Source organism: Staphylococcus rostri (assembly GCF_002902145.1).
In the GTDB taxonomy this organism is placed as follows: Bacteria; Bacillota; Bacilli; order Staphylococcales; family Staphylococcaceae; genus Staphylococcus; species Staphylococcus rostri.
Genome location: NZ_PPRF01000010.1, coordinates 1 through 26,266, shown reverse-complemented (window position 1 = coordinate 26,266; position 26,266 = coordinate 1). Strand labels below are relative to the sequence as shown.

Sequence of the window (26,266 nt, the reverse complement as noted above, 5' to 3'; positions counted from 1 at the left end):
CACAATAGCGCTGAAAATCGGAAGTGTAAAATAAATTAGCGACTTCCCAAATTTTATATTTTTTAAATTAAATGTAAGATATGCTGTGTACACTTGAACAAAATAAATCAAAGCGATGAAGACTAATAAAACTATACTTATTATCATACTCCTCACTTCTTTCTAGTTTTTTTCTGAGACATATTAGTAATATGATCCTTATAATCTTGTTTTTGTATTAATTGTCGTCTTTCTTGTCTATAATTTGATTTTAACTGCCGATCCCTCACGCTGTCTCTTCCAGCTTTTTCTGCAAGAATCAGTTCTGCCTCAGTATCTTTTAAAAAATACCAGTCTAATAAGACAATTGCAAACACTAAGCAATATATCACAATGAAGATGACCTTTAATATCAGGCTAAGAACACTATTAAAAGGGATATTTAGACCCATATAGTTTAAAGTCATAAATGTAACTATAAGAAAACAAACAATACTAACAAAGTATAAGCCGATTTTATACCTCTTTGGATAATAACTTTTATCGAGAAATTTCTCTTTAAAGTCCATAGTAAAAGGTAATAAGTAAATAAGCGCATTACTTAGAATCAATTTGTAATTGTCTGCATCGCAAGTAACGTAAAATATCGCAAAAAATATCAAACTATGAACCATTAATCTCAATGTATAAAATCGCATCAACTCACCATTCCAAAGGATTATTTTATAAACTTGCATATTACTAATACACACATATACTATTATACTAATACTTTTGTCTTTAAACACGCAATAGATAACGACTAAAAACTTTACATTTTGTTGTATTTCTTTAGTATTTGTTAGTTTTAGTTAGCCCCTACTATTAATTTATCCATTGTATTTCCGCACAAAAAAACAGGGCGACCATTACAGCCACCCTAGATTTTTAAGTCCACTTAATAGAACCCCAATACTTTTCATTTTTAATTTTTTCATCTTTATCTGTGATTTTACAAACGGCACAATAAAAGTATTTTTTACTCGCACCAGGCGCTTGATACTTAAATCTAATCCACCAGTAACCGTCTTTTTTAATGATTTGGTCAAACTTAACCCAATCGTTATTAGTGTAAAGCCATGAGCCCTGGTCAACGACTTCTCCATCTAAACCTGGCAAACGTCTGACTTTAATCGCGGTGTTAGGGTAAAAGACACCTCCCCAAGCCCACGTTGTTTGTTGAACTTGTTTTTGACCTGCAGGCGCCCCGCCAATTGGCTTACCATGAATTGCACTCGCAATATCTTTAGCATACTTATCATAATTCGCTTTGATGTAGTCCATGTCTTTTTTATTTGTGATAAAACCTAGTTCAGCTAGCCTGTAATTGACGTTAATTTCAGCCGACACATTTACATTCAAAAGGTCATTACGCGCTGTCACGCCCCTAATTTGACCTACATTCGACTTAATAACAGATTGAATGGTATTGTCTATTGAATCAGCTTTGAATTGGCCTGATATAATAACGTGACCACCGTTTGCTGATGGGCCTGCTGCGTCCAAATGAAACTCAATAATAGCGTCTGGTTTCTGAACATTTTTAACCCAATACATACCATAGTCTCGACGATTTCCTATGCTTTGACCATATGCCGTATCTTGATACATATCTTGATTCATAGCAGAACCGCCATATAGATAAACGTCGTGTCCTGCTGAACGCAAGTATTTAGCGACATTTGGTACAATATACTGACGAATAAAATCACGTTCATTAGTGCCATTACCAACCACACCTGGATCGTTGTATCCGTGCCCTGCTACAAGCACAATCTTACGTTTAACTGCTTTAGGTGCAGAAGCAGGTATAAGATTCCTAATAGATTTTTTCTGTGCATAATGTAATCGAATAAATGTCATCGGGTTATCATAATAATGCCAGCGACGTGTTGCTGTTTCCCAGCCAGGCGCACCATTAACAAAACCACCACCAAGCCAGTTTTGTTCAACGACTTCAAAGCTGTCTAATGTCGCTTGTGTCACTAAAGCAACATGACCTGCACCGTTACCGTAACGTCCGTTAAACACCACAATGTCGCCAGGTTGTGGCAAAAATTCAGGCGTATTGTTATAAACGGTCGCTATATTAGCTAAAGTTTTTGCATTATCAATCGCAACATTCTTAGCATAAAGCCCATGCAAAACTAAGCCGGTCATATAGTAGAAGTATGCATTGACATAGTCATAACACTGATAGCCGTAACATTTATCAAAATCGTACTTTTTACCAACAGAATTATTAATCCATTTGATAGCTTCATCTTTGGTTCTCATATACCTAACCCCCCTTTTTAAATATTTTGCTCAGTCGTGTCATAAAGACTCGAAGCTTCAACCTTTTGTTTGATAGGCAATTGACCAGTTGCTTTTGTATATTGCTTTTCAGCTTTATACTTTTTCAATTTTTGATTAGCCCAAATACCTTCTTTTGTTACTGGGTTATCTTTGTACCAAGTCCATAAGGCCGCACCTGTTAATATAAGCGTGTTGATGTCGTCTTCTGATGTTGGAAGCGGCGACATATTGTGATTGGCCAGCCATTGATTGACTAATGCTAAAATTAAAACAGCCGTTCTTAATATCATAGATTTGTTCATTAAAATCATCTCCTAAAAAGAGAACTGAAATACTCCAGTTCCTCACTATTATTTGAAAAACATTTGTATTAAGACTGGTACAAAACCACCAGCCCCAATTGCTGCTACTAAGACACGTGTTAAAAAATCATTTCTGTCTTTAGCTGCGTTTTTTTGATTCTCTTTCATTTCAGCAAGATCGCCGTGAATCTCGTCAGTTTTTCTGATGTATTCGGCTAAAATACCGTTCATTTCTTTAAAGTCTGCACGTATACCTTGCATATGCTCGTTTAATGGTTTCTGACTTTCTATAAAAGTCATTAGTACCAATTTCAATTCGCTGTAGTGACTGTTATGTCGATTGTCTACGTTGTTTATCCTCTGATGCATAGCACCTTTCTCTTTCTCTCTACGTTTTTCATCTTCTAAATATTGTTTTACAGTTAAGTAATCAGTTTTGTCTATTTTTCTTCGCCTCTTTCAACTTTCGAAAAGTAACATACGCTATAGCGCCACTTATTACTGCAAAATTGAAATTTATAACTGGAGTAACAATATTTAGACTGTTGTTAAAACCTGCGACAGAAAAGATGTAGTAGAAAGGACATGCAATTATATAACCTAAGAAACTAAACCTATAGTAATTTGTATTTGTTTCAAAATAAGGTATTAAAAAACCTGAAATAATCAATAGAACGCCTGAAATAGCGAAAGGTAAGCCCCAAAAAGTTAACGGCAATACGTCATGCATAGTGTCATATAACTGGCTATCATGCTGTGCAGCATCTGCGTTAAAAACCCAATACGCACCACGCACAGTCGACGCAATACCAAAACAAATGGACCACAACATTGCTATTCTCTGGAAGTAATCTAGCCCCTTCTTTTTTTGTAATTTTTCCAACGAAAAACCTCTTTCCTATACTTTATTTGTATTGATCTCTTATATAGTAAACACCCTTCAAACCAATCTGTTTATATAAATTAGCTATTGTTGTTGCTTGATGCTGACACCATTCAATAGCTGTCGCATATTGATGTGTGGCTGGATTTTTAGGGTTCCAGCGCATACGATACAATGTGTTTTGCCCTTTATTGATATAGCCCTCACGCACAAATTTAGCACCGCCGATAATACCTTTAGATGCCGTCGTCCAGCCTTGTGAACGTGCGAATGTGATTGCATTATTAGGATTACTATCAAAAGCACCGATGCCGAAGAAATTATAGATACCATAACGTCCGCTTGCAAAATTTGACTTACCATAACCGCTCTCTAAAAACGCATGCGCTATTAAGTAAATTTCATTCAAATTATATTTTTTACAAGCATCAGCAAACGCCTGCCCTTGATTGTGCAATGTACCTTTACCGCTAAGTATTTGATTTAACTTAGCGACTGGAACGCCTTGATACTTCCCTAAATTGAGCATTTGATAGCGTTGTGTCGCGTTGTTCCAAATTTTACTAGTGTTCATCGCATCACTTGTTTGTTGTCTTGTAGCACGTATCCAGCCACCACTAACAGACTTCATAGGAGCTCCTCTCATCATCTGAAGGTTTAATGCTTGAACAAAAGTATAATTGCTTTTTTCTATGCTAATTTTAGGCGCTGCAACGGCTGGTTTTTTAGGTGCTGTTGGCTTTGGCGCTGGCTTGGAAGCTGGTTTTGCAGGTTGCTTTTGAACAGCTGTTGTTGTAGTTTTAACAGTCGTTTTAATTTTTGACTTGGTTACTTTTTCAGAACCAACATTTGCAAGCAATGTAGTTTTGTTTGCATAAAGACCTGCCAAAGCTTTTGCTAATTCTTCCAATTTGGCTTGACTTGGAAAACCGTCTCTCGCAAAGTCCCAAGCAACATGTTCTTTTAGAGAGCGCCAAATGGCATCGTCAACTTTTATACTTTTGTAATCAAACTTTAAATTGTACTTCTCAAAAATTTCCCAACCCAACATAATTGCCCAAAATTCACTTAACAAAAACGCGTCTCTATCGTCTGCGTAATCTCCGCAGACTTCAATGACAATGTTGTTAGGATCGCCAGGAAGCTCATAATCTTCGCCTCTAGGCGACCATGTACCCGTGTAATCGACATAGTAGTGAGGGTAATCAGATGTATTAATATATTGATTTCTATCATTATACAAATCGTGAACAGAGCGCATTGTGTGCGCATTTTTAACCGTTATACCTTTAACTTTGCCTTGTCTTTTCTTGCCCCATGCGACACGGTGCTCAAAATTATCTCGTTGACCAAAATCATCGCGTTTTAAAGTGTAAATAACTTTTGTCACATCTTTAAATTTAGGCTGTTCAGGCGGTTTCTCAACAGGTTTAGACGTTGAAGGTTTTGGTGTTGTTGGCTTAGGTGTTGGTTTAGGAGCCGGCTTTGGTGCAGGTTTGGGTTCTGGCTTGTAAGGTGGTCTTACAAAGTGTGTTACACCGTTATAAGTATGATTGACTAATGCAGCAGGCGAACCTCTGTAACTATTAGCGCTATTCCAGTTTTGATCTACTGCCCAAAAACGGCTTGTAGAACTTGGACCAACAACAATGTTTACATGACCCGGATTACTTCCTGCCCAAACCGCCCAGTCGCCTGGTTTTGGCACAAATGATGGCGTGTTACGATAAATTTTGAACGCATGACCTCTATAATTACTTTGGTTTGCCATCGCATTAGCGTTGCCCCACGTTACAAACCCCCAATACCTTTTTAAAATATAGTTTGGTAAGTCCCAACATTGATAACCATAATAACCATCTACATCAACACCAGCACGTCTTTTAGCTAAGTCCCTAACCCAATCAACAACCTGCGATGCTGTCGGCTTTCCTGTTGTTGGTAATGCCATAACATCAACTCACTTCCATAATAAAAAGCCGGCACACTATGTGCCGACTTTTGATATTTATTTAGGGTATTTCTCTCCAGTAATCAATGCGTATTCTGCTTCGTCTATTACTGCCATATCAACAAACCATTTGATTTGGTTATTGTCATAGCAACCCCAATCATACATTCGCTTAATATCTTCATATTTAGGAAACAACATTTTCATTTGTTTGTTCTCCTTTCAACATTTCATTTTCTTTATTAATCAATACCAATTGTTCAGTTAACGACGCTTGTTGCTTACTTAATTGTGCGATCATCACATTTGCTTGTACCAGCTGAACTTGCATGTTCGCAAACATTTTTCGCAATTCATCATCATGCCCAACAGTCATATCATTATCTGGCACTTTATAAAATGCCATGTCATCCGAATAATAATCATATTCGTCAAATTCATCATTGATGATTACTTGCTCATTTTCGTATTTAAATTTTTTAGGTTCAAAACTTTCTATAAAATCAGCTGGTAATAATTCATCGTCCACCTCAATACTATTATCAACATCGCCGACAATTGCATAAGATAAAATAACGTTATCAACTACTTCAATTTTCATTAATAAACACCTACAATTTCACGTATTTCAATCGCTTTAGAATTTAATGTTCCGCTGTTAGCTTCCGGCAAGTACGTGTTGTTATAACGCATTTTAAGCTGTGTTGTATTAACAACATCTAAAGCTGATTCAAAAAACCTTGCCATTCCAGCATCTGAATCAGCAAGGTTAAAATCATGTATAACAATAGTTTTTAAATTTGGAACTAATCTAGTAAGATTCTTAATGCCACCAACTGTCGCATAAACAACCACAAGCATTTTATAATTATCGAACGCTTCTGATAAGTTGATGACACCTTCTTGTTCTTTAACACTGCCTTTCCAAAGCGTTTTAAAGTTTGTAGCTGTCTTTTCATTGAAATAGCTAATAGCATTCTCATACGCTTCATCAGCTTTAGATTGCGCGCCATTTTCAGTTTCCATATTGAATGTTAAATCTTTTAGACTACTCCAAATGCCATTCACTTTTTGAACACTGTAAAGTTTTTTTGAGTCTGTCGGACTAAATACTAATTGTCCACTGCTGTCACTTCTAAAATTAGCAAAAATATAGCCAGTTTTAATATCAGAAGATGGTGCGTTTTCGACATTTTGAGCATAATAAAAGCCCGATTTTGTTATCGTATTGCCTATATTCAAAAAGTCGATAAGCTCTATCGTAATACTGTATCCATTTTCGTCTGTGATTGGTGCTTTCTGCCAATTTGATGCATCTGAACTGGTTATCGCTCCGTTTTCATCAATGCCATCATGAAATCCATCGATTTTGCTGTTAATAGAATTGCGAATTTCAGTTAATTCAGCAGCATAACGTGATGCACTTTGACTTAGTTCATCCAATTTTGTAGTAGATAATGATTTAATATCTTTCATCGTTTCAGATTTTAAAATTTGTATATCTGATAAACCATCGTCTTTCGCTTTATTGATAAGACCGACATAGTCTTCTGCATTTTGCATTGCTTGTTCAATTGCAAAGGCACGTTGTTTTAACTGCGATTCTAATTCATCAAATTCAATGATGTAATTAAGTTTTGTTTCCGCATCAAATTGCCAAGCCAACGATTTCTCAATAACAAAACTAAAAATACGTTCAGCCACAACAGCCTGTGTATCTGTTTTAGATCTTCTCGCAATATAAACTTGCGCAGTGACTTTTCCGGGTGTTTTCAAAATATCGTTCGGTACAAATACAGACAACTTACCATTCATCGCGTCTGTAATTTCTAATGGCATTTTTATTTTGTGGCCATTAGAGTGCACGAAAATAATACTTGTAACCGCATTGTCATTACCGATAAACAACGGCTTATTACCTTGTGTTGCTGTAAATTCAAAAATACCAGTATCCCTATCAGCAGTAGAGAAAGCGACGTTTAAATCGCTTCTACTTTGCTTAAAAGCTGTTGTTTCTAAGGTGAGTTCTACTTTTTTGTTAGGTCTAGCGTCATAGTTCATAATCTACACCTTGCCTTTCATGTCACGTTTGAAAATGTTATTTTTAGTACTAACGTTGTAATGTCCGATGTAAACAGAATCTCCAAACAATTGAACGATACCACTACCGCCATTGTTGAAAGAAATGAAGTTTGTCAATGACGCTCCTAAAATAGCAAAACTATGCTTTTCTCCCCAAAAATCATTAGACTCAATGCGTCCATTTCTACAATCATTCAAATAGACACCACCCCTTTTCACTTGGTCGCCAGTAAAAAGACTTGTGTTAGATACTTTGTTTTGCGTTATATAAACAAAACGTGCATTTTGAATATAAAAACCATTCTTTCCAGTTTGATTGACGGTATTGTTTGTTATATTCAAATGTCTTGTTTCCTGTGCATAACCACTATGACCAGAGATACTAATATAAATTGCTTCTGTTACAAGACTACTAAAAACATTGTTATCGATAAAAATATTATGAGATGAAGAGAGGTTTAAACCACGATGTCCAGAAATTATAAAATTGTTACTTACACGAACATTTCTGCACAAATCAGTCAAAATAGCCTCATTTTTTGTACTAACATTTTCGGAGACGAAAGAATTGTCGCTGATATTGAGACTTCCGACATAACCAATACTATCTTTATATTCTTCGCCAACAGCACAAACGCCCCAATTTTTATAATCTCTAAAGACATTTTCTTTAATAATATAGATATCACAGCCTTGCGATTGATTAGTCTGCACACCATTTGCATCTTTAGAACTATTGGTATTTCCTTTCGACACAGCTATACGAATACCGATGTTGTTACGATCAAAAGTATTGCCAGTGATTTGTACGTTGTTCCATTTAAATGGACGTATACCCATATAACAATCTTCAAAAATGTTGTTTGTAATCTTGATATTTTCTTGAAATACATCATGTATGCTTGAATGATTGCCGATACAAACTTGAAAGCTCGGAGCAATGTCGGACGCTCTAAATATACAATCTGTGATAACAATGTTTTTACACGGCGTACCGTCCCATGCACCTGGACCACCTATACCCCCAGGCATAACTTCACTAATTTGAATGGCTTCTTTTAATTCAGCCCCATTCAAATTTTTATAACCTTCAAAAATACAATTCTCAACGGTTAATCTATTTACACCATTAACATCTAACGCATGATAAGACAGTGTATTTCTAAATTTCACATTATAAAAAGACACGTTTTCAGCGTGTCTTATGTTAATCATATTTACAGCTGTTGTTGGATACTTTTCGATTTGTTCTAAATTACAATCGATTGTACCGCCGATAAAATGGACATTTTTCACGCCATCGTAGCCATAAAACACTTCTTTCATGCTACCTAAATCAATGATTGAACTTGTATTTCCCCTTAACAAAACGGCGTTTTCTTCCATCTTTATGGTTGTGTTTGAATAAACAGTAAGTCGCTTGTTAATCAAGTAGGTTCCATTTTTAATCACTAACGTTCCAGCACCAGCGTCTCGTATTTGATCCAATGCCTCTTGTAACTCTAAATCGGTTGGGCTTTCACCAGTTTTGTCCGGATTAAATGTATCAAAGTTGATTTCCACAAATTTTTTATCAACTTTTTCTAGTTTTTCATTTGTTCTGTTCAAATCATAAAACAATCGTTCAGACAACAAACCATGTGTTTTTCCGTCAATAGATACACGGCTGTCTGTCACTTCTTTGATACCATCGCCATCAACACCTAAAACAAGGTTGCGTATACGCTCCATCTGATAAATAAGCATTTTGTATACTGTTGTGTTTTCATGTGTGATTTGTTTGCTATTGTGTGCGTTCAAATCCGTTGTTTTGTGATTACTCAAATCACTGTCCTGTCCATTGATTGCCTCTTCAATTTTTTTATAGTTACTTTCATTCTGACCTATAAATTTGTCATTAAAAAATACGTCTAGTTTTTTCAATAAATCTAATTTCAATATTAGACCTCCTTCGCTTTTAACTGACCATTTGTGTCAACAGACAAATTGTATTTTTTGCCGTCGTCTCCTGTCAGAACAAGCCCTTTAGCGTTTGCGTTCAACTTTGCTAATTTTTCGCGTTCTTCATTTGTAATAAAGCTTTCATTACCTAATCGATCTAATTTAACTTTGTCTTGTGTAGACATTAAACCTTTTTGTAATGGAGTCGCTGTTGGCATTGCATCCATATTAAATCCATTACCCGTAAGCAACGTTGTATACTTTTGACCGCCATCATTGCTCGATTTGATACCATCTTGCATATACGACACTGCATATTTGCCACTTTTGGCATGAATACCTAAACCGTCAAATTCTAAAGATGCGGAAGTGTTAGACACATCATTAACTGCTTGTGATGCAGCGATGATACGTTTATTGACCGTTCTAATCGTACGGACACCTTCCGAACCACCACCAAGTCCACTCGCAAGCGTTGCAGCATTGTTCACACGCTTTGTATACCTGTCACGGCGTCGAATATCGCCAAGCACCACGTCTTGTTTAATAATCTTGTTATGCGCATCACGTACAGTTTTAATTTCGATAATACGAACGCTGTCACGAATGTCTAAAATGTCATCTCGAACGGGAACTAAGTCTCCGATTTTAGGAATGGCTTTCGGAAAATGTTTTCTTAACGCGATAAAATCAAGTGATAATGATGTTTTGAGCGATTGATTGATGATTGCTTCTAGTTCATGCTTCATCGTCTCAACATTTGTAATTCGACCATCAATTTTAGGTGGCGCTTCTCGTTTGCCAATAACCTTTGAAAGTGGATGTGCGAACTCGATTTGTACACTACCTTGTGTAAAAGGTTCTCCCTCATCAAAGCCACCATAACCCCGAATAAACGTATAGCACTCACTCGCATCTTCCTCAAGCTTTAAATTATTCGCATTGACTTTGTTTGATATATAGTAAGCAGCCGTCTTTTCCACAAATGGCTCTAAAATAAATGTTTTAGAGCTAGGATCATACGTATATTCAAGCCCATAGCGATTCAAACCATTCATAAACATTTCATAACGACTATCGCCATCCCCTGCGTTTTCCCAACGTGAAGACGGCACTTTTACTGGTATTTTGAACTTGTAACCACTCCCGTCAAAAACAATTTTGAAATAATTTTCGACCGTAAAACTACCAGTCACATTGCTAATAATTCGTGACACCATCAAGTCATCAAGTTCTTTCTGACGTGCCGTAATTGACACATATTGCTTTTCCCCACGACTTTGTCGGTCAATAATCGTAATGACGTAAATACGCTTATCATCAGCGCCTTCCACATTATGTACAGTCCACATTTTGCCGACTGCAGAAATAAGGTCGTATGTGTTCTCGTTTTCTAAAATATCAAACGTCAAACTACCGTCATCACTTAACTTGTGTGTAAGTACAGTTGATGTATAAATTGGATAACCTTTACCCACTCTATTTTTAATTAAAATTGGCATAAAACACCTACTTGTAATAAAATTTCATATCGAAAACAATGCTGTTTACTTTCTGATTTAACGTGAAGTAGTTAAAACCATTTTCAAAAAATGGCTGGCTCATTCGTGTATATTCATCAATTGCGACACCATTTCTGAAAGTCTGCAAGCCATCAAATTTAATAACATCGCCAGCATACAAATTAAGACCTTCGATTGTCATTACTTCTGAATGTTGCAAATTCCAACTGAACTTTTTCGTGTCAGAACCAAGTGTAATTGTAACGACTCTATCAAACGTAAATTGGTCGATAGCTTGTGTTCCATGATAAAAGACATTGCCAGAACTCACATTGCTAAACGTATACTTCCGCTGTTTGCTATCTAAAGGCATTTCAATGCCCATGTCCGACGACCATAAAAAATAGGACGCATCCAACTTCTCAAGTTGAATACTACGTCCTATACTTTCATAATATGGCGTCTCATTCGTTTCAAAAGTAATTTCGATTTCGCCAGAAGTACGATTTGTGTCGTACTCCCCGACATCAATCAAATGTAATTCTAACTGCATACCACTCGCATAATTTAAAGGAAAATCAAAGTCACGCTCTCCAAATTTTTGGAAAGGCACTTCAACATTCGTCGCAACAAGTTCTCTAATGAAGAACGTGTCTCTAAATAGATTCGCAAGCTGATTTCTTAAGTGAATCGCATGTGCAATCTTTTCTACTTCATATTCAACAATTAAAGTGGCCGAACGTGATTGTTCAATATGCCCTGTGTTAAATCGACCATTTAAACGATCAATAGATTCATATTTATAATCACGTTCCAAATCACTTACGTTAAAACTTTTCACTTTCAAACGTTTAAAAGTAATAGGGTTGTCACTCAATCTATAAATATTTGAGTCCCTAACAATCTCTATGTCACGATAAATCAAGTGACATCACCTCACTTTTTATGTGTAATACTCTTTCGCGTCTAAATCTTTAATAATCGAATGAATGTACTCAATATCTCCTTCATTCCGTACTTCAAGATTAACAATCGGTCTTTGACTTTCCATAATTGAATGACGAACATCTTCAGTGATATAGCCATTCACGTCACGTATATCCGCATTAGATAAACCGCTAATATCAAAAGACGGCGCTAGTTTTGCATCGAACGCATCCATAATACCAATAGCAGCTTTTTTACTCGCGCGTGCTGCTTTACCAGCAAATTGATCAATACCCATTCCTAATCCTGTCATACTGTCTCTACCTAGTTGCATAAATTTTCTGGATGGCGAATGACTATCTAACGCTCTCTTAGCAGCAGCTAATGCGCCTGCTGCTGCATCCCATGCCGCTTTAGCTAAATCGCCAGCCTTTTGAATAACGCCACCTATCATACCAGCGATCATATCAATACCAACTTGTCTAAAATTGCCAATAAAATTTCGTACAGCACTCAATGCTCTTTGCATACCATTTCGACAGGCATTGACCACTTCAAAGAACTTCTGAACGACCGCATTTAAGAAGTTTGACATCGTTTGGCGAATAGAATTGACCCATTGGAAACCAGTAGAAATGATTCTCGATAGAGCCCCAACCATTTTTGCGCCAACCGTTGCTACAACTCGAGTAAACCAATTTGAAACCGAATTCCAAATATTGGATAAAAATCGTGTCGTATGACCCCAAATTTGCGACCAACTCGACACTGTTTTACCAGTAATTTTCGAGTAACAATCAAATAAGAATTGGGTAATCGTATTCCAAATTGACTGTATGCCATTCCAAATCGTCTCTCCGACATTTGAAATGGTCGTTTGTAATGTCTGCCACGCACCCGAAACATCGCCAGTTAAAAATTGAATGAATGCCGTGAACAGTCCGACTATCCACTGAATCATTCCAGATATGATAGCGCCTATTGCCGTGAACACAACTTGCACCATTGTCCACAAGCCTTGAAGCTGAATTAACAGCAATTGAATCGCTCCACCAAACAATACACCTAAAGCTTGGTTCGCAAAATCGCCTAACCTTTGTAAAATCGGAAGAATTGGCTGTATCGTTTCATTTACTTTTGCAAACAAATCAGACAACCACTGTTTAATGCCTTCAATCGCATTACCGATACCTTCTTTAATGGAATTCCACGCATTAATCACGGTGTTTCGGAAATTCTCGTTTGTTTTCCATAAGTACACGATTGCACCTACAAGCGCCGTTATCACACCGATAACGATCCATACAGGTGCCGATATACTTCCTAAAGCACCCGCTAATAACGGTAAGGCTCTTGTAATTAAACCGAGTGGCTTAGTTAGTAACGAGAAAGCACCTTTCAGAAGATTTAAAGCACCTCTTAACAATCCTGTATTTCTAATGAATTTAAATATGTGCCTAGCTATGCTTAAAAGACTGGTACCAAACACTTTTCTTAACACAGAATTAACGAGTATGATAGGTGCCATTAACGCCCAGAACGCACCGCCTAAAATCGTTAAAATACCGAAAAATCTTGTAACATTCGGATGATTTTCAAATAATGCAGCTGTAAATTCAGCAATCTTACCGATTAATTTAAGTAACGCACTAGCAATCGGTGCCATCGCAGTTCCGAAAGCAACTAATATACGGACAATATCGCCTATCAACTTCATAATGACTGGCCCGTTTTTCTGAACATAATCAACAAACTTTTTAAAGCCTTCGGATTTACCGACCGTTTCAGACCAATCTCTAAATTTAGCAGTCATATCTTCAAGTGCTTTGAAAATATTAGTAGAATTACCTGCAAAAGCTTTTAACAGATTGTTAACACCCGCAAAAGTATTTTTGAAGATGTTGCCAATAATCGGTAAATTAGTTTTTGTATAGTTCATAAACTCTTTAATAGCATTTTGACCTTTTGCACTATTTACCCACTTGTTAAAATCTTCGCCGAGTCTCTGTAACCATTGAGACGACCATTTGAATAACGGCATAAGCTGTGTAAACATGCTGACCATACCAGCACCGAATTGACCAGCTGAACGTAACAAGTCTCCGAAAATCGAAACACCAGTTGTTCCCATTTCCTGGAAAAACTTTTTAGCTACATTACTTGTTTTAGCCCATTTAAGCACACTAGCACTTGCTTTTTCTATTTGTGATGAAACACCACTAAAAAACGGCTTCAAGTCTTGCAGTGCCACTTTGACAGTATTTAAGCCATTTGCCATCGAAGTAAAAATTTGACTTTGGTTTTTCTTAATAATGTCAGTCCATGTATCTTTGACGCCATCTAGCGCTTTTTCATACTTTTTAGTTGCTGACGTCGCTTTCAATGTTCCGTCGTTTAGCATTTTGATAGCACTAATACCCATTGCGCCAAAAGCAACAACGCCACCTGCACCAATCGCTAAAGCCCCAGCTAATGCAAGTGCACCACCTGTCACAACTTTCAATGCATTTCCAACCGCCATGATAACTGGCACAAGCCCAGCGATAACTGGTATTAATGCTTGGAAAGATGCAACGAGTACACCTTTAATATGATGACTAAAAACCGTACCAAAAGTTCTTAAACGTGTAGCCAAGTGATCCATTTTGCTGCTGAAGTCTTCTAAAGCTCGTCCACCATCATGCCATGTTTTTGCCATTACTTTTTTGATTCTTCCAAAACTTGTTCTAGCTTGACCTTCTATTTCATTAAATTCTTTGGTGAATTTACCGCCTAATTTCCAGCGACCAGTGTCAATATCGAATTTATGTTTAGTTAAATCAATTAAATCTTCTTTAAAACCTTTCAAAGCCATTTCAGCGGGGCTAGCATCTAAATCTAATTTGACTACATGTTTACGCCAAGCTTCTACTGTGGCTTTAGTAGTTTTATATTTAGCTATTAACTCTTCGTCACTCAATTTCAAATCAACTTTATGTTGCTTGAATTTTGCAACTTGCGCTTTTGCTTTTTCTAAATTAGCTTTGTATTCTTTCGTTTCCATACCTAAATTAACAGTATGTTCACGCCACTTTTGCGCCATTGCTTTTGCTCTCGTCAATGCACGTTGAAACTTTGTCGTATTAGCCTTAATCTCTGTTTCAATTTCATTAGGAACAGACGTTTTAGCTAATCTTTGTGCTTTTCGCACATTACGTTCAAAGTTCTTGATAATCGCATTGATACGCGCATAAAAGTTTCTTTCCACAAGCCCACCTCACTTACTTATTAAAGTTGAAAAATTCTTCTGCTTGCTTAACTTGCAAGTCTCTTAACCGTCTACGCTGTGCTATCTCTTTTTCGCGATCATTTCTAATTTGAACGTCATCTTTTAATAGCTTTTCACGTGCTTCCTGTAACTTTCTGTACATCGGCTTAACACCTTTTTTGCTTTGCGCCATCGCATTTGCAGTAGCTAGGTGTATATTACGTTCAAGCATGTCTATTTCACGCTCACGAGCACCACGTATCCAGTCTTTCCATTCGTTAGGCGTCATGTTATATAATTCTTCTGAACTGACATAACCTAAAAATTGCGCTGTTTTAGAACGTATTTCGCTATAGTTTAGTATGGTTCTTTGCCCGTTAAATTTTTGTACGTTTCTTTCAGCACTAGTACCGCGTTCTCCATTTCTTCGCGTTCCTCTGCTTTGACCATCTTCGGCCCTTGTGAAAACTGGAACCAGTACATCTTGAACTGCTCCTTGAAAAAACCCGATTCACTCAAAACTTGAACCGCACCTTGTAACAAGCCTAAAGTTGTACCTTCTTTTTCAATAACATCTTGAATAACATCTTGAATTTCTTCTTTGGTTGGACGATTTTTTACATGGGCGAGTGCACAGTCCCAAAACTCAACAATCGACAACGTGTTACGATTCAAAATACCTTGCAAGATTTCATGATAACCACTTGTTGTATTACCATTCTTATCAGTTTTAGCATACTTTTCAGCTGCAATATCAAACATGAAAGTCCCTTTTGCTTTTAATTTCGCGTCTTTAAATTCAAGTTCCGTAATCGGCTCAAATTTTTCTGCTTCAAATACATTTTTAGTCATCTTATTACCTCGCTTAATTAAATTAAAATAAGGGCGCATCACACGCCCTGCTCATTACATAGATTCTTCATCAGTCGCGGATACATCGCTATTAGCGCTAAACGTTTTGCCAGTTGCTGTACGGTCTTCAAGATCGCCTTTATATTCGCCAGGCTTCTCGAATTCAACAGTAGTCCCCGCAACAGACGCGTCTAACCACGAAGGTGGTAATTCTTCAAACACACCGTCAGCCGTGTTAAATTTAACTTTTAAAGTTACTTCGATTTTATCTTCTTCATCATCGAAAGAATTACCGAATTCTTCAACAACTGCATAGCCAAACGCTGAATGATAGCCATCTTTGCGTTTTTTCTTTTCAATCAACCAAACTTTGATTTGTTTACGTTCTTTAATTGCTTTTTCGAATTGTTTTTGACCTTCGTCGCCTGGAATTTTCCCGAAAGTCAAACTAATTTCTTCTGCAACGGATTGATACGAATAATCTGTTTTACCCGCAATAATTTTTTCCGTTAGTTCAGATGAAATCTTCTTCTCGCCCTCTTTTAAATCTGAAACCAACAGCCCCATCGCACCGAGCGTGTTGTTGGTTGGCTCACAGACTGCAATATAGCTTGAGCTCATATTTATCTACTCTCCTTTTTCTTGTAAAGTTTTATGACGTACCTTATACAGAAGTCTAAGTACGCCGTGTTTTGTAAATTGATCTACATCAACAAATACTTGTGACGTATCCTTTTTAATCCAGTCGATTTCATAATGTTCAAATCGCAAATCTTGTCTGCATGCATAGTTAAGATACTTCAATAGCTCCCTTGCTTCTGCCGCATTTTCATACTGACTGTAAACATGAAACGTAATTGCGATAGTCTCTCTCATGCCAGGCGAACGCTCACTCTCTGTAACATTCGATTCGCCGACAATAATATATGGATACGCTACGTCTTTTTGAACGCAATCAAAAACCCTACCACCGACTAACTTGTCAATAATAGGGTTATCAATTAAGTTATTCATAATTTTTTGAAACAGTAGTGGTTCAGCAGTGACCCACATCACACCATCTCCTATCTAAAATACTTCTCAAACACCTTGCGCCCTTCATCAATCGCAGGGTTCCAAAATGGCTGTGGTGGTTGTCCAGAAGTTGTATGCCATTCTCCGTCAATATCTTTATATGACCAGGGGATTTTCTTCGCACGGCTACCGCCTGGTCCACTAGCGAAAATTCCGCTACCATACTCCACAAAAACCGCGTACCCTGCCCCGACGCTTATAACACTAGAAAATCCACCATCAGTTATTTTGTAGTCGATACTTTCTCTTAAAAAGCCCATATCAACAGGCGCTAACGCAATTGCTGTGTTATAAATGGCTAATGTCGTTTTCAAAATGCCTTTTTTAACCCATTCTTCCATTTCATCTCTGAAGTCTTCTAATTCAGCAACCAAGTCCCAGTTACCATATTTAACCTTTGCCACTTGGAACCACCTGCAATCTTGTTAAATTAACTTCGTGTTGACCGCCTTGATCAACTGGATGTCCTACAACTTGATATCTGTTACCTTCATATACCAAAATATCCGACACGTCTATACCGACGTCATACGGCGTGTATAGATTTCGGTCAAACGTTTTATCCATTTGATGATACTTAAGCATTTCAGACGTCGTAGGCGTGTCCATAAAACCTTGTATTGTTTTATCAGACACGAATTGCTCTCGTTGATTGGGATACTTACCGACAATTTTCATACGACCAACTTGTATAGAATGTGGATACTCGTTGAACGGATCGAACATACTACCACCTCAACTTTCGTAAAGGTCTCAAGTGACGATAAGTTGCTTTAGGTAGTTCAGTTACAAATGTATATGATACTGTACCCATTGAACGACTGGAAATATTGCCAGTAGAGCCGTATTTTATGCTTTCTGCAATAAACTTTCTTACACCAAAAGGATATGGCTTATCAAAAGTTTTATTGCAGTATTCTTCCGCTATACCTTTATAAAAAACAATCAAATCATCTAGTACCTCATCATTCGAAGTGTCATCGATAGGCATTTGATTAAGTCGTTTTACTTCTACAGGTTCCATTAGTTAGCACCTTCAATAGTCTCAAGAAGCTCTGCTTTTTTCATAGAATCATAGTTCTCAATTTCGAGATGTTCCGCTACCTCTTTCAATTCAGCAACTTTCAAACCATTTAAGTCGATTGGCTCGATACCTACAACACCACGTCGATTGTTGGTTGTCGATAGTTCTGCAATACGGCTATCAGATGGCTTGTACCCTTTTCTCGGATATAAACCACCTTTTTCATACAAATGTTTGTTATCATATGCATCCTTAAAACGTGTAACTACTCTAAACAACATAATCATCACTCCATTACATTTCTTCGCTAGCAGCAGCTTCTTTAAACGTTACTTTAACTACACCGTTGTCATCTTTTAAGTTAACACCATAATGGTAGTTAGTTGATAAGACATGTGTACGTTTCAAAATGTCAAAATCCGTATATGCTTCTGGACGTTTTTTATTAACAATTTCCATCGCACCACGACGTTGTAAGAACGCCTCTTTTTCATTAATACGTTTAGATTTAACAATGTCTGAAACGCCTACAAGTTCAGCTACATCACCCTTAGCGATAGCTCGATCTTGCACGTTACCACCAGCGCTAAATAAAGATTTAACTAATTTATTGTAGTCTTTAGGGTTAACGTGTAATACGTAGTCTTCTTCATTTTCTGAATCAAATACTTCAATTGCGTCTAAAATACCACTAGCATTCGCAGATACAGTAGCACTTAATCTAGCTGTACGCAATTCGGTAATATAATCAATTTCAACTTTATCGGCTAAAGCCATTGCTAATTGTCGAGCTGCTTCTTGTAAAGTACCGTTAATATTAGTGATAACCGCTGTTTGAGTAACTTCTACAGCTTTACCAGTTTCTTTAACAGTGACTTTAGTAGTAGTCATGCTCATTTGTGTTGTATCCATTGGTACGCCTTCTTGTAAATCTTCGGCAGGTCCAATATAAGCATATTTAGGTCTTGTGATCGTATCTCCTGGTTGTCCGACTAACGTGTTATCAGTGACTGCGTATGGTGTGAAACGAATAGCATTTTCCATTTGTCCCCCAACAACAGCCGCTAAAACTTCTGGGTTAATTAAATTTTCTTTTTTAGTTTGTGTCATTTAAAATTCTCCTTATTTCGTTAATTCACGGTATTTTTCTGGATCGTTATTCAATAACGCTACATGCTCCGTGTAAGACATGTTTTTAAAATCTTCTTTTGTAACACTATCTTTAGCGTTAAGACTTTGACCATCATTCGGTGTACGTCCTGTTGCTTTTTTATCCGCAAATAAATAAGGCTTAGCTTCTTGCAGTCCTTTAACTGCTTCTTCTAAACCTTTCACTGTGCCATCTTCTAGAAGTTCTAATGTACTTTTATCAATCATTAAAAGAACATCATTAGCGTCATTTGCATCTTTTGCAACTGCTAACTTGATAGCATTATTCAATTTTAATTCCTTCATATCAGCTTGGTATTGGGAATTTTCTTGCTTATATTGCTCTAACTTATCTTTAAGTTCTTGATTATCCCCGTCTTTAGCTTTTTGAAGGTCTGTGATTTGTTGATCTCGGTTTTCCAGTTCTTTATTTGCTTTATCTAGTTGCTCTTGTAATGAATCAACTTGCTGAGCCTTATCTTTGAACTGACGTAATGTATCATGATGTTCATCCACAATCTTTTGAACTGTATCTTCTTCTAAACCTAAACCACGTAAAAATTCTCTTTTCATTTAATATTCTCCTCACATTTTTGTTGACACTGGTCTCATCCAGCACGAGTCTGCACCTTTTAACGCCTTAAGCATCTTTGGGCAATTATTATTTCTTTTTAGACTTATACCATTCAGAATATGTCATCGTTGGGATTACTTCCGTTGTGCCATCGTCGTTTTTCACTCTCATAATGCCTGGTAAATCATCTTCATCGATATAATGTAGCAATTTGCATCGACAATTAATGTTTTCTTTTGCGCTATTAATACCTACAAACAATTTTGGGGCTAAGCCGACGCAACCGCTAGATTTGAATTTTTCATTCAACGGAATACTTTTACCATCCAAATGTCTGTGTGTGTCTCTAGTACGATTATCCTTCGTAGCAAACCATCTTTTCATCATGTTAAAGCCATTGTCTTTTACTACCTGTGCACTATCCAAACTTGCTTGAGATAATGCTCTACCTATTTCAGTACGCGCTACGCGTAATGCTTTTGCTTTACTGACACCAACGTCATCACTTATAGCTTTAGCAACTTTAGCATAACCCTCACCACTCAAAACACCTTGTGTAATATGCATACGTAACCTTTTTAGAACATCGTTTCTATGACGCTCTAATGTTGGGATTAACTTAATAAATTCAATAGGCTGTTCTATCGCTTTTTTAATAACGGATACGGTAGGCACATCAAAACGCATCGACGTTTGTGTAGCCATTTCATATAAAAATAGACTCATCATAAACTGCTCGATATATGCGTTTTGTTGTGTATTTTTAATTTTGATAGCCACTTCTCTATAATCATCAGTCATCATTTCAGCAATTCTTTTTAGCTGTTTATTAAGACGATCATACTTATTAAATTCTGTCCACGTCACATGTGGGTCATCACTTTCAAACCTTCCGAACATCGAATACAACTCTCTTTTAATCACTTTAAGTTGTTCTGCAAACAAGCGTTCAAGCTCACTATCTGACTCTTTGTTTAGTTGTTCAATGATTTTATCAATATCATCTTGACTAGTTATCTTGCGCTCTGTCATCTTCATCACCTTCTAGGGATGGTAATTGATTGTTGAATTCGATATTATCTTGTTCAATTCGTTCAAGTTCTGCTACTGGATCATCAACCCAAGGGTGGTTAGTTACTAACGTTTCTTTAGATAAAAATTGAGATTGCACTGCAATTTGTGATTGCTCAAGTTCATTAACCATAACGTTAAAGTTGAATGTAATCTCGACGTCTTGTACTTTAATGTTCAATTTGTAGAAATCAATAATGTACTGTAACAACTCCTGCAAAGCTGTCAGTGTTTTATTTTTTAGCTTGTTAGCTTTCAAATCTAAGTTACTGTACATAAACTTGAGTGCAATTCCAGACGGACTATTACCAAATTTGTCTTGTTGAAAGTCAACACCTTGTCCAAATTCAATAACATAATTGTGCAACATGTCTAAATACTCTTTTGATGACTGCACCGGCACTTCAATTTGAATGGTGTCTACACCACTACCATCACCATCGACATTAATGGCTTTGTAGTATTTTAAATTACGCATGAACTCATCCAAGTCCTGCCCTTCATATCCTTTTAACACATAAATTAATTCAGTTGATTCATCAAAAGTGTTTTGCGTATCGGATAAGCGCTTATCCATTGCGTCAATGATTGTCTTGTACATAAACAAGTCACTGACTTCTTGCGGGTTGTTTTTAAACGGAATGAAAGGAACACGTCCCCAACTCATACGCTTATCCCCAACATAATAATGCGCTTGTATATGTTCGTCACCATGATAATAGTCAGGTATTAATTGACCTTCGTTATATTCGTAATACGTAACGTCTGTATTTGTCCAATATTCAACGCGTTCAGCCTCGTCCAACACATAATATCTAATAAATCCTTTCAGCTTGTCACGCTCTTTATTTGTCCAAATTGGAATTGCTTGCTCTGCTGGCACCCTGAATGTCTTAAACTCTCCGTCTTCGTCGATATATGGTTGTATCCACTCAATACCTTTGTTGCTAGCTGCAGTTAGGATATCTACTAGCTTGTCATCCCATTTGTGATTTAAAACGTGCTGTATTGTTTTAAGTGCGTTATCATCATCCGTTTCAAAAGTGACAGGATTAGCAACAGCGTATGCCACCTTTTGATCCACCAAGTTTTGATGATAATTAGTGTACATTCGCCAATCTGGTTTTAAAGGATCAACATTTCCCGTGTTGTCTAGCTTAGGCGCTAAATGTAATACGTCGGGGTCATGATTATAATACCTTTCTCCCGTTGTTATCTTTTCAATTTTAGGTTTATGGTCATTAATCAAACGTATAATCATTTCTTCCTGCGTTTCGTATTTAGGCGCAAGCTTTTCGACGATACGTTCGTGGTATGGTTTTTCATTTGGCCAATAAATGACAATCACTCCTTTACTTCAAAATAGACATCTTACGTTGCCTCATATCACGTTCTAACGCATATCGTGTCGCATCAATTGTATGGTTATCTTTATCTTCTAATTTAGGCTTTACGTTACCGTCCTTATCTGTCTCATAATCAATATTTTCAAACTCTCTTGCAATATTAGGTGTACGCTTAGGGTCAATCACAATAGCTTCTAAATCATCAAGCCATTGTTCACCATATTCAACACTGTCAGCACCTTTTTTAACGCCTTTAATACGTTTGATGCCGTGTTCTTTTTTCAGCTCATCAATTGATTTAGGTTCCATTTTATTCAACTAGGGTCGTTAGTCCTAGCCCGTTATTAACTGCTTACAGTTTCCTGCAAGATTAGACTATATCTTCAATAAAAAAAGACCTCGAAAGGTCTCTTTATTGCTCGGCTTTTCCATCCACTTGAATGTACTCTACTCCCTTACACTACTTTTCTTTCTTGGATCACCTTTTAGATAGTGTGGTTTCGATAGTCGTTGAACAACATCTTCTTTTGTTAAAGGTTTGTAACTAAATATTCTTTGTTTGTGAGATTTAATTTCATTTCTAGCACATGCACAAGCATGACCTTGATTATAACCGTCTTTTTGACATTCTCTTGTATATCGGTAAATTTTTTCAAGTTCTCCGTCAAATTTATAAACATACATTTTCTTCTTTAACGAATGCATGTTGTTTTCTTTAGGAGTTACCCATTCAAGATTATCAACAATGTTATTTTGTCTGTTTTCATCAATATGATTCACATATTTCTTATTACTAGGATTATCTATAAAAGCCATAGCAACTATCCTATGAGTTCTTAAGTATCTAACTTTTTTACTTTCAGTAACTAGGGCTACATATAAATACCCTCCTGTTTTTACATATTGCTTCAATTTTTTAGGATCTTTACGCCTTTTACCTCCATTAGCAGAAAAGCTGTAAACATCGCCCAACTCATCGACAAAATAACAATCAAGAATATCTTCTAAACCTTTAATTTCTTTGATCATCTTCATGAACATCACCTCAATTGTCATTATACCATCAAAGCGATTCAAAGACGACATAAAACATAAGATATTGCTGCTGATTGCCCATGTATCTTTAGGATTATTACACTTTGGTACCTAAAGCTTTAGGGGGTCCCAGCAATTAACCGAGTTACGTGCCCAACATTAAGCACTATCAGCATAAATATCATCTGACTGATAACCTTTTTCCCATAGCCATTTTGCAAACTGTCTATTGCTAATTTGTACACCATAGTACTCATCTATCGCATAGATAATACGTTTCTTTTTATCATAATGCCATCGTACAAAAGCCAACGGATCAGTTGCATAACCAAAGTCGACAGCGTTACGAATATTATCAAACGACTTATACAACTCATCTGGTATTGTTTCGATTTGTAAATTATTAAAAGGTACTACGCCACTTCCAATTGCTTCGCCCATGTATTCCCAACGATAACGCAATTCGTTACGTCCCTTAGATGCCTCCGCCTCACGTATAAACTGTTTGGCAATGTATGGGTTATCTAAATATGTTGAATGATGTACAAACGTATTATCTGGTTGAAGTGACGATTCATATTTTTTATTAACCCACGATTGTTTTCGTTTAGGTGGGTTATAGCTGTAAAAAAACTTATAAAAAAGACCATCGCCCAATTCGCCACGCAACAGCGAGTTAGTGATGGTTGTAACTTCATCTTCTGTTTTGAATTCCGCCAGTTCCTCTATCCACATGATTGAGAAAGGAAACCGACTATCTTTAAGCGATTTTAAACGTTCTGGGTTTTGTGCACCTCTAAAAATTATACGATTTCCACGTGGCGCATATTTTAATTCCATTGGAGATACTTTAACTTTGAATAAATGCGACACACCTTGTTGCTCAATCGCCCATTTGATTTGCTCAAACACAGACGTGGCAAGTGTGTTGTCAGTCTTACGCACAACAACTGCATTAACTGGGTAACGCATAATTAACTGGACGATTACGTGCGATATGTCAGACGACTTACCACTACCACGTCCACCTTTAGCAACAATGTTCAAGATGTTTTCGTCTTTTGTTTTTCTCCACAAATCATGAAAATGCTTTGGTATCAATTCAGACAAGTTAATCGATGTCGTCATTAAATACCACCGCTCCATTCATGGTCACATCTTGTACATCAGTAAACAGCTTGTGGTGCTTACCTAGTAACTCAAGTGCTTTATTTTGATCACTAATTTTAGGTGGCTTAGATACCAGTTGAACATGTTCATCGTACACAAGTTGCATTTTCCCGTTATCTGGGTTCTCTTTATAATCACCAGTTTTAGTAACAATCGCTTCCACTTCTGTATGCTCTGCTCTTGCTGTTCTTGTCAACCTATACAAAACTTCTTTACCACTCATAATATTCTCGTCAAAGAGTTTTTCTTCTACACCCTTAATGTAATCTTGTATTTCAACTTTCTTCAACATACGTTGCCCTTGTGAATAAGCTGTTTTTTCACTATACCCAGCATAAATAGCAGACTTAGTAGCATTACCATAATATTCAGTACCTGGTATAGCATACACCTCAGCAAATGTCTTCTGTTTTTTATTCAATTCGTTCATCCCATATATCACCACTCTCACGCTAATTGCAATAAAAAAACTCGCAAAATGCGAGTTTAATATTTTATACTTTTATTAATTTCATTTTTATATTCTTGAAACAAATATTTTACCTCATCATAAAACTGCAATTTCATTTTTAAAACTACTTCAGGTTCGACTTTATAATTTGTATATTGTTCTTTAAGCGTTGTCATAATCAACGCAACATACATCATAACCATCAAACTTCTTTTATCCAAATCAGCATTTACTTTTTCAGTGTCACTATTTTTATAATTATATTGTTGAAAAGACGATAATAAACTAACCGATTTATTATCTCCATATAAATATGTTTTAGACATCATGTCATTGTATTTTTGTTGAAAACTTGTGTCATTTATTTTTTCAGGCTCAAAAAGTATCGATGACCATTCATTTAACAACTCATTTAAATTATCGCTATTTTGTTCTCTATAAAAACTATCCAATTGTAATTCTTTAGCATTTTTATGCTTAAATTTCTCGATACCTTTATTAACTATGTTATAGGTAATAAATAAAAGAATCATCGGATACAAAAAGTGTACTGCAAAAACACTTTGACTGAAACTCACAATACTTTCGAAATGGGTCTCTTGCATTAAGGTGTCCTCCTTTTAACTTTTATTATACACAAAAAGACGCCTCTTGGGCGCCTTCACGTTCAATTATTTGAAAGGAGGGAAAATGCCAGGCCACAATCACCAAAGAACACGCTTTGTACATTTCTGTACATTACCATAATATCTCATTTTAGGTGTCAAAAACTGTCATTTTACTGTCAACTTAGTGTTCCCCTAATTCTTCTGCCAATTTCAAAACTATCTTCTTCTTGATTCTGTTTCCGGTACTTTCCGAGATGTGAATATCTCCACATACAGCAACTAATGTCTTCTTGTTGAAATAGTACTCTTGAATAAATTCTCTCTCTTTCCGGCTAGACGTATTGATAATACGTTCTATTGCTCTTTTAAACTCGAGTATCTTGCCCCGTCTTATATTACAAAGATAGTTAGCTACAACCATTTCTGTTTTAGACGAGGTCGTCGGTACATGCTCTCCACCTATATTCTCATCAGTAGGATGCCAAGGGTTCATAACACTTTCCCTTAAATCTTCCAATTGTTTATCGTAATTGGGATAATCACATAGTTCGTCTTCCAGCTTTCTAACGGTGGACAATTTAAGCCCGTACTTTTTCTTAGTCATTACATACCTCCATTTATCCAATAAAAATATTAAACACTAATCACTTATCTCAGGTCTAAAATCATTCAAATCAACCTGGTCTAGCGAACTGAATGGCTCATCCACTTCATCATTCGCTGTTAAATGAATGTATAGTTCATATGCTACAAGTGCAGTT

Annotated in this window: 28 protein-coding genes and 2 pseudogenes; all 30 read right to left on the bottom strand. The window is 36.6% G+C overall.

Annotation, left to right across the window (positions count from 1 at the left end; all coding sequences use genetic code 11):
* Positions 1-906 precede the first annotated feature (906 nt).
* The 30 genes and pseudogenes from CD122_RS01230 to CD122_RS01085 all read right to left on the bottom strand — a co-directional run bounded on the left by CD122_RS01230 (position 907) and on the right by CD122_RS01085 (position 26,109).
* Entirely contained in the window at positions 907-2,295 is a 1,389-nt protein-coding gene (locus tag CD122_RS01230; protein WP_103357205.1) for an N-acetylmuramoyl-L-alanine amidase, read from the bottom strand.
* A 17-nt stretch (positions 2,296-2,312) separates the two neighbouring features.
* On the bottom strand, positions 2,313-2,618 hold the full coding sequence (locus CD122_RS01225) for a phage holin (RefSeq protein ID WP_103357204.1): 306 nt from the start codon (positions 2,616-2,618) through the stop codon (positions 2,313-2,315).
* 48 nt (positions 2,619-2,666) lie between these two features.
* Positions 2,667-2,987: a hypothetical protein gene (locus CD122_RS01220; protein WP_240624101.1), complete on the bottom strand. Its 321-nt coding sequence runs from the start codon at positions 2,985-2,987 to the stop codon at positions 2,667-2,669.
* A gap of 61 nt (positions 2,988-3,048) precedes the next feature.
* On the bottom strand, positions 3,049-3,501 hold the full coding sequence (locus CD122_RS01215; protein WP_240624100.1) for a hypothetical protein: 453 nt from the start codon (positions 3,499-3,501) through the stop codon (positions 3,049-3,051).
* A 22-nt stretch (positions 3,502-3,523) separates the two neighbouring features.
* On the bottom strand, positions 3,524-5,452 hold the full coding sequence (locus tag CD122_RS01210) for a glucosaminidase domain-containing protein (protein ID WP_103357202.1): 1,929 nt from the start codon (positions 5,450-5,452) through the stop codon (positions 3,524-3,526).
* A 57-nt stretch (positions 5,453-5,509) separates the two neighbouring features.
* On the bottom strand, positions 5,510-5,659 hold the full coding sequence (locus CD122_RS01205) for an XkdX family protein (RefSeq protein WP_103357201.1): 150 nt from the start codon (positions 5,657-5,659) through the stop codon (positions 5,510-5,512).
* Positions 5,640-6,053, bottom strand: a complete 414-nt coding sequence (locus CD122_RS01200; RefSeq protein ID WP_103357200.1) for a DUF2977 domain-containing protein — start codon at positions 6,051-6,053, stop codon at positions 5,640-5,642. The genes CD122_RS01205 and CD122_RS01200 overlap by 20 nt, the downstream gene beginning before the upstream one ends.
* Positions 6,053-7,513, bottom strand: coding sequence for a BppU family phage baseplate upper protein (locus CD122_RS01195; RefSeq protein WP_103357199.1), 1,461 nt, complete (start codon positions 7,511-7,513; stop codon positions 6,053-6,055). Before CD122_RS01195 ends, CD122_RS01200 begins: the two co-directional genes overlap by 1 nt.
* 3 nt (positions 7,514-7,516) lie before the next feature.
* Positions 7,517-9,472 carry a right-handed parallel beta-helix repeat-containing protein gene (locus tag CD122_RS01190; protein WP_103357198.1) on the bottom strand — a complete coding sequence of 652 codons (1,956 nt, stop codon included), beginning with the start codon at positions 9,470-9,472 and terminating at the stop codon, positions 7,517-7,519.
* 2 nt (positions 9,473-9,474) lie between these two features.
* On the bottom strand, positions 9,475-10,977 hold the full coding sequence (locus tag CD122_RS01185; protein WP_103357197.1) for a tail tube TT1 domain-containing protein: 1,503 nt from the start codon (positions 10,975-10,977) through the stop codon (positions 9,475-9,477).
* 7 nt (positions 10,978-10,984) lie between these two features.
* Complete coding sequence (locus tag CD122_RS01180; RefSeq protein WP_103357196.1) at positions 10,985-11,902, bottom strand: phage tail family protein; 918 nt, start codon at positions 11,900-11,902, stop codon at positions 10,985-10,987.
* Between the two features lie 18 nt (positions 11,903-11,920).
* Positions 11,921-15,151, bottom strand: coding sequence for a phage tail protein (locus tag CD122_RS01175; protein ID WP_103357195.1), 3,231 nt, complete (start codon positions 15,149-15,151; stop codon positions 11,921-11,923).
* Positions 15,152-15,164: 13 nt separating this feature from the next.
* Entirely contained in the window at positions 15,165-15,440 is a 276-nt protein-coding gene (locus tag CD122_RS01170) for a hypothetical protein (RefSeq protein WP_103357194.1), read from the bottom strand.
* A gap of 68 nt (positions 15,441-15,508) precedes the next feature.
* Positions 15,509-16,003 (bottom strand): tail assembly chaperone, encoded by a 495-nt coding sequence (locus CD122_RS01165; RefSeq protein WP_103357193.1) that lies wholly within the window; start codon positions 16,001-16,003, stop codon positions 15,509-15,511.
* A gap of 54 nt (positions 16,004-16,057) precedes the next feature.
* The gene (locus CD122_RS01160) at positions 16,058-16,624 is read right to left on the bottom strand and encodes a phage tail protein (RefSeq protein WP_103357192.1); all 567 of its coding nucleotides are present in this window, start codon (positions 16,622-16,624) and stop codon (positions 16,058-16,060) included.
* Between the two features lie 6 nt (positions 16,625-16,630).
* Entirely contained in the window at positions 16,631-17,056 is a 426-nt protein-coding gene (locus CD122_RS01155; RefSeq protein WP_103357191.1) for a DUF3168 domain-containing protein, read from the bottom strand.
* A gap of 11 nt (positions 17,057-17,067) precedes the next feature.
* A complete protein-coding gene (locus CD122_RS01150; protein ID WP_103357190.1) occupies positions 17,068-17,481 on the bottom strand; it encodes an HK97-gp10 family putative phage morphogenesis protein in 414 nt (137 codons plus the stop codon).
* Positions 17,468-17,803 (bottom strand): phage head-tail adapter protein, encoded by a 336-nt coding sequence (locus CD122_RS01145; protein ID WP_103357189.1) that lies wholly within the window; start codon positions 17,801-17,803, stop codon positions 17,468-17,470. The genes CD122_RS01150 and CD122_RS01145 overlap by 14 nt, the downstream gene beginning before the upstream one ends.
* A gap of 1 nt (position 17,804) precedes the next feature.
* Positions 17,805-18,101 carry a phage head-tail connector protein gene (locus CD122_RS01140; RefSeq protein WP_103357188.1) on the bottom strand — a complete coding sequence of 99 codons (297 nt, stop codon included), beginning with the start codon at positions 18,099-18,101 and terminating at the stop codon, positions 17,805-17,807.
* The gene (locus CD122_RS01135) at positions 18,101-18,382 is read right to left on the bottom strand and encodes a Rho termination factor N-terminal domain-containing protein (protein ID WP_103357187.1); all 282 of its coding nucleotides are present in this window, start codon (positions 18,380-18,382) and stop codon (positions 18,101-18,103) included. The genes CD122_RS01140 and CD122_RS01135 overlap by 1 nt, the downstream gene beginning before the upstream one ends.
* A gap of 13 nt (positions 18,383-18,395) precedes the next feature.
* Positions 18,396-19,211, bottom strand: coding sequence for a N4-gp56 family major capsid protein (locus tag CD122_RS01130; protein WP_103357186.1), 816 nt, complete (start codon positions 19,209-19,211; stop codon positions 18,396-18,398).
* Between the two features lie 12 nt (positions 19,212-19,223).
* Positions 19,224-19,823, bottom strand: coding sequence for a phage scaffolding protein (locus CD122_RS01125; RefSeq protein WP_103357185.1), 600 nt, complete (start codon positions 19,821-19,823; stop codon positions 19,224-19,226).
* Between the two features lie 88 nt (positions 19,824-19,911).
* A complete protein-coding gene (locus CD122_RS01120; protein WP_103357184.1) occupies positions 19,912-20,856 on the bottom strand; it encodes a phage head morphogenesis protein in 945 nt (314 codons plus the stop codon).
* A complete protein-coding gene (locus CD122_RS01115; protein WP_103357183.1) occupies positions 20,834-22,243 on the bottom strand; it encodes a phage portal protein in 1,410 nt (469 codons plus the stop codon). Before CD122_RS01115 ends, CD122_RS01120 begins: the two co-directional genes overlap by 23 nt.
* Positions 22,244-22,247: 4 nt before the next feature.
* A pseudogene (locus tag CD122_RS01110) lies at positions 22,248-22,547 on the bottom strand (terminase large subunit); the annotation flags it as partial.
* Between the two features lie 141 nt (positions 22,548-22,688).
* Positions 22,689-23,276: an HNH endonuclease gene (locus CD122_RS01105; RefSeq protein ID WP_240624099.1), complete on the bottom strand. Its 588-nt coding sequence runs from the start codon at positions 23,274-23,276 to the stop codon at positions 22,689-22,691.
* A 162-nt stretch (positions 23,277-23,438) separates the two neighbouring features.
* Positions 23,439-24,404 (bottom strand): annotated as a pseudogene (locus CD122_RS01100) (PBSX family phage terminase large subunit); the annotation flags it as partial.
* Positions 24,388-24,876, bottom strand: a complete 489-nt coding sequence (locus tag CD122_RS01095) for a terminase small subunit (RefSeq protein WP_103357182.1) — start codon at positions 24,874-24,876, stop codon at positions 24,388-24,390. The pseudogene CD122_RS01100 and the gene CD122_RS01095, both read right to left, overlap by 17 nt.
* A 56-nt stretch (positions 24,877-24,932) precedes the next feature.
* Positions 24,933-25,502, bottom strand: coding sequence for a hypothetical protein (locus CD122_RS01090; protein ID WP_103357181.1), 570 nt, complete (start codon positions 25,500-25,502; stop codon positions 24,933-24,935).
* A 184-nt stretch (positions 25,503-25,686) separates the two neighbouring features.
* Positions 25,687-26,109, bottom strand: coding sequence for a transcriptional regulator (locus CD122_RS01085; protein WP_103357180.1), 423 nt, complete (start codon positions 26,107-26,109; stop codon positions 25,687-25,689).
* Positions 26,110-26,266: the final 157 nt, after the last annotated feature.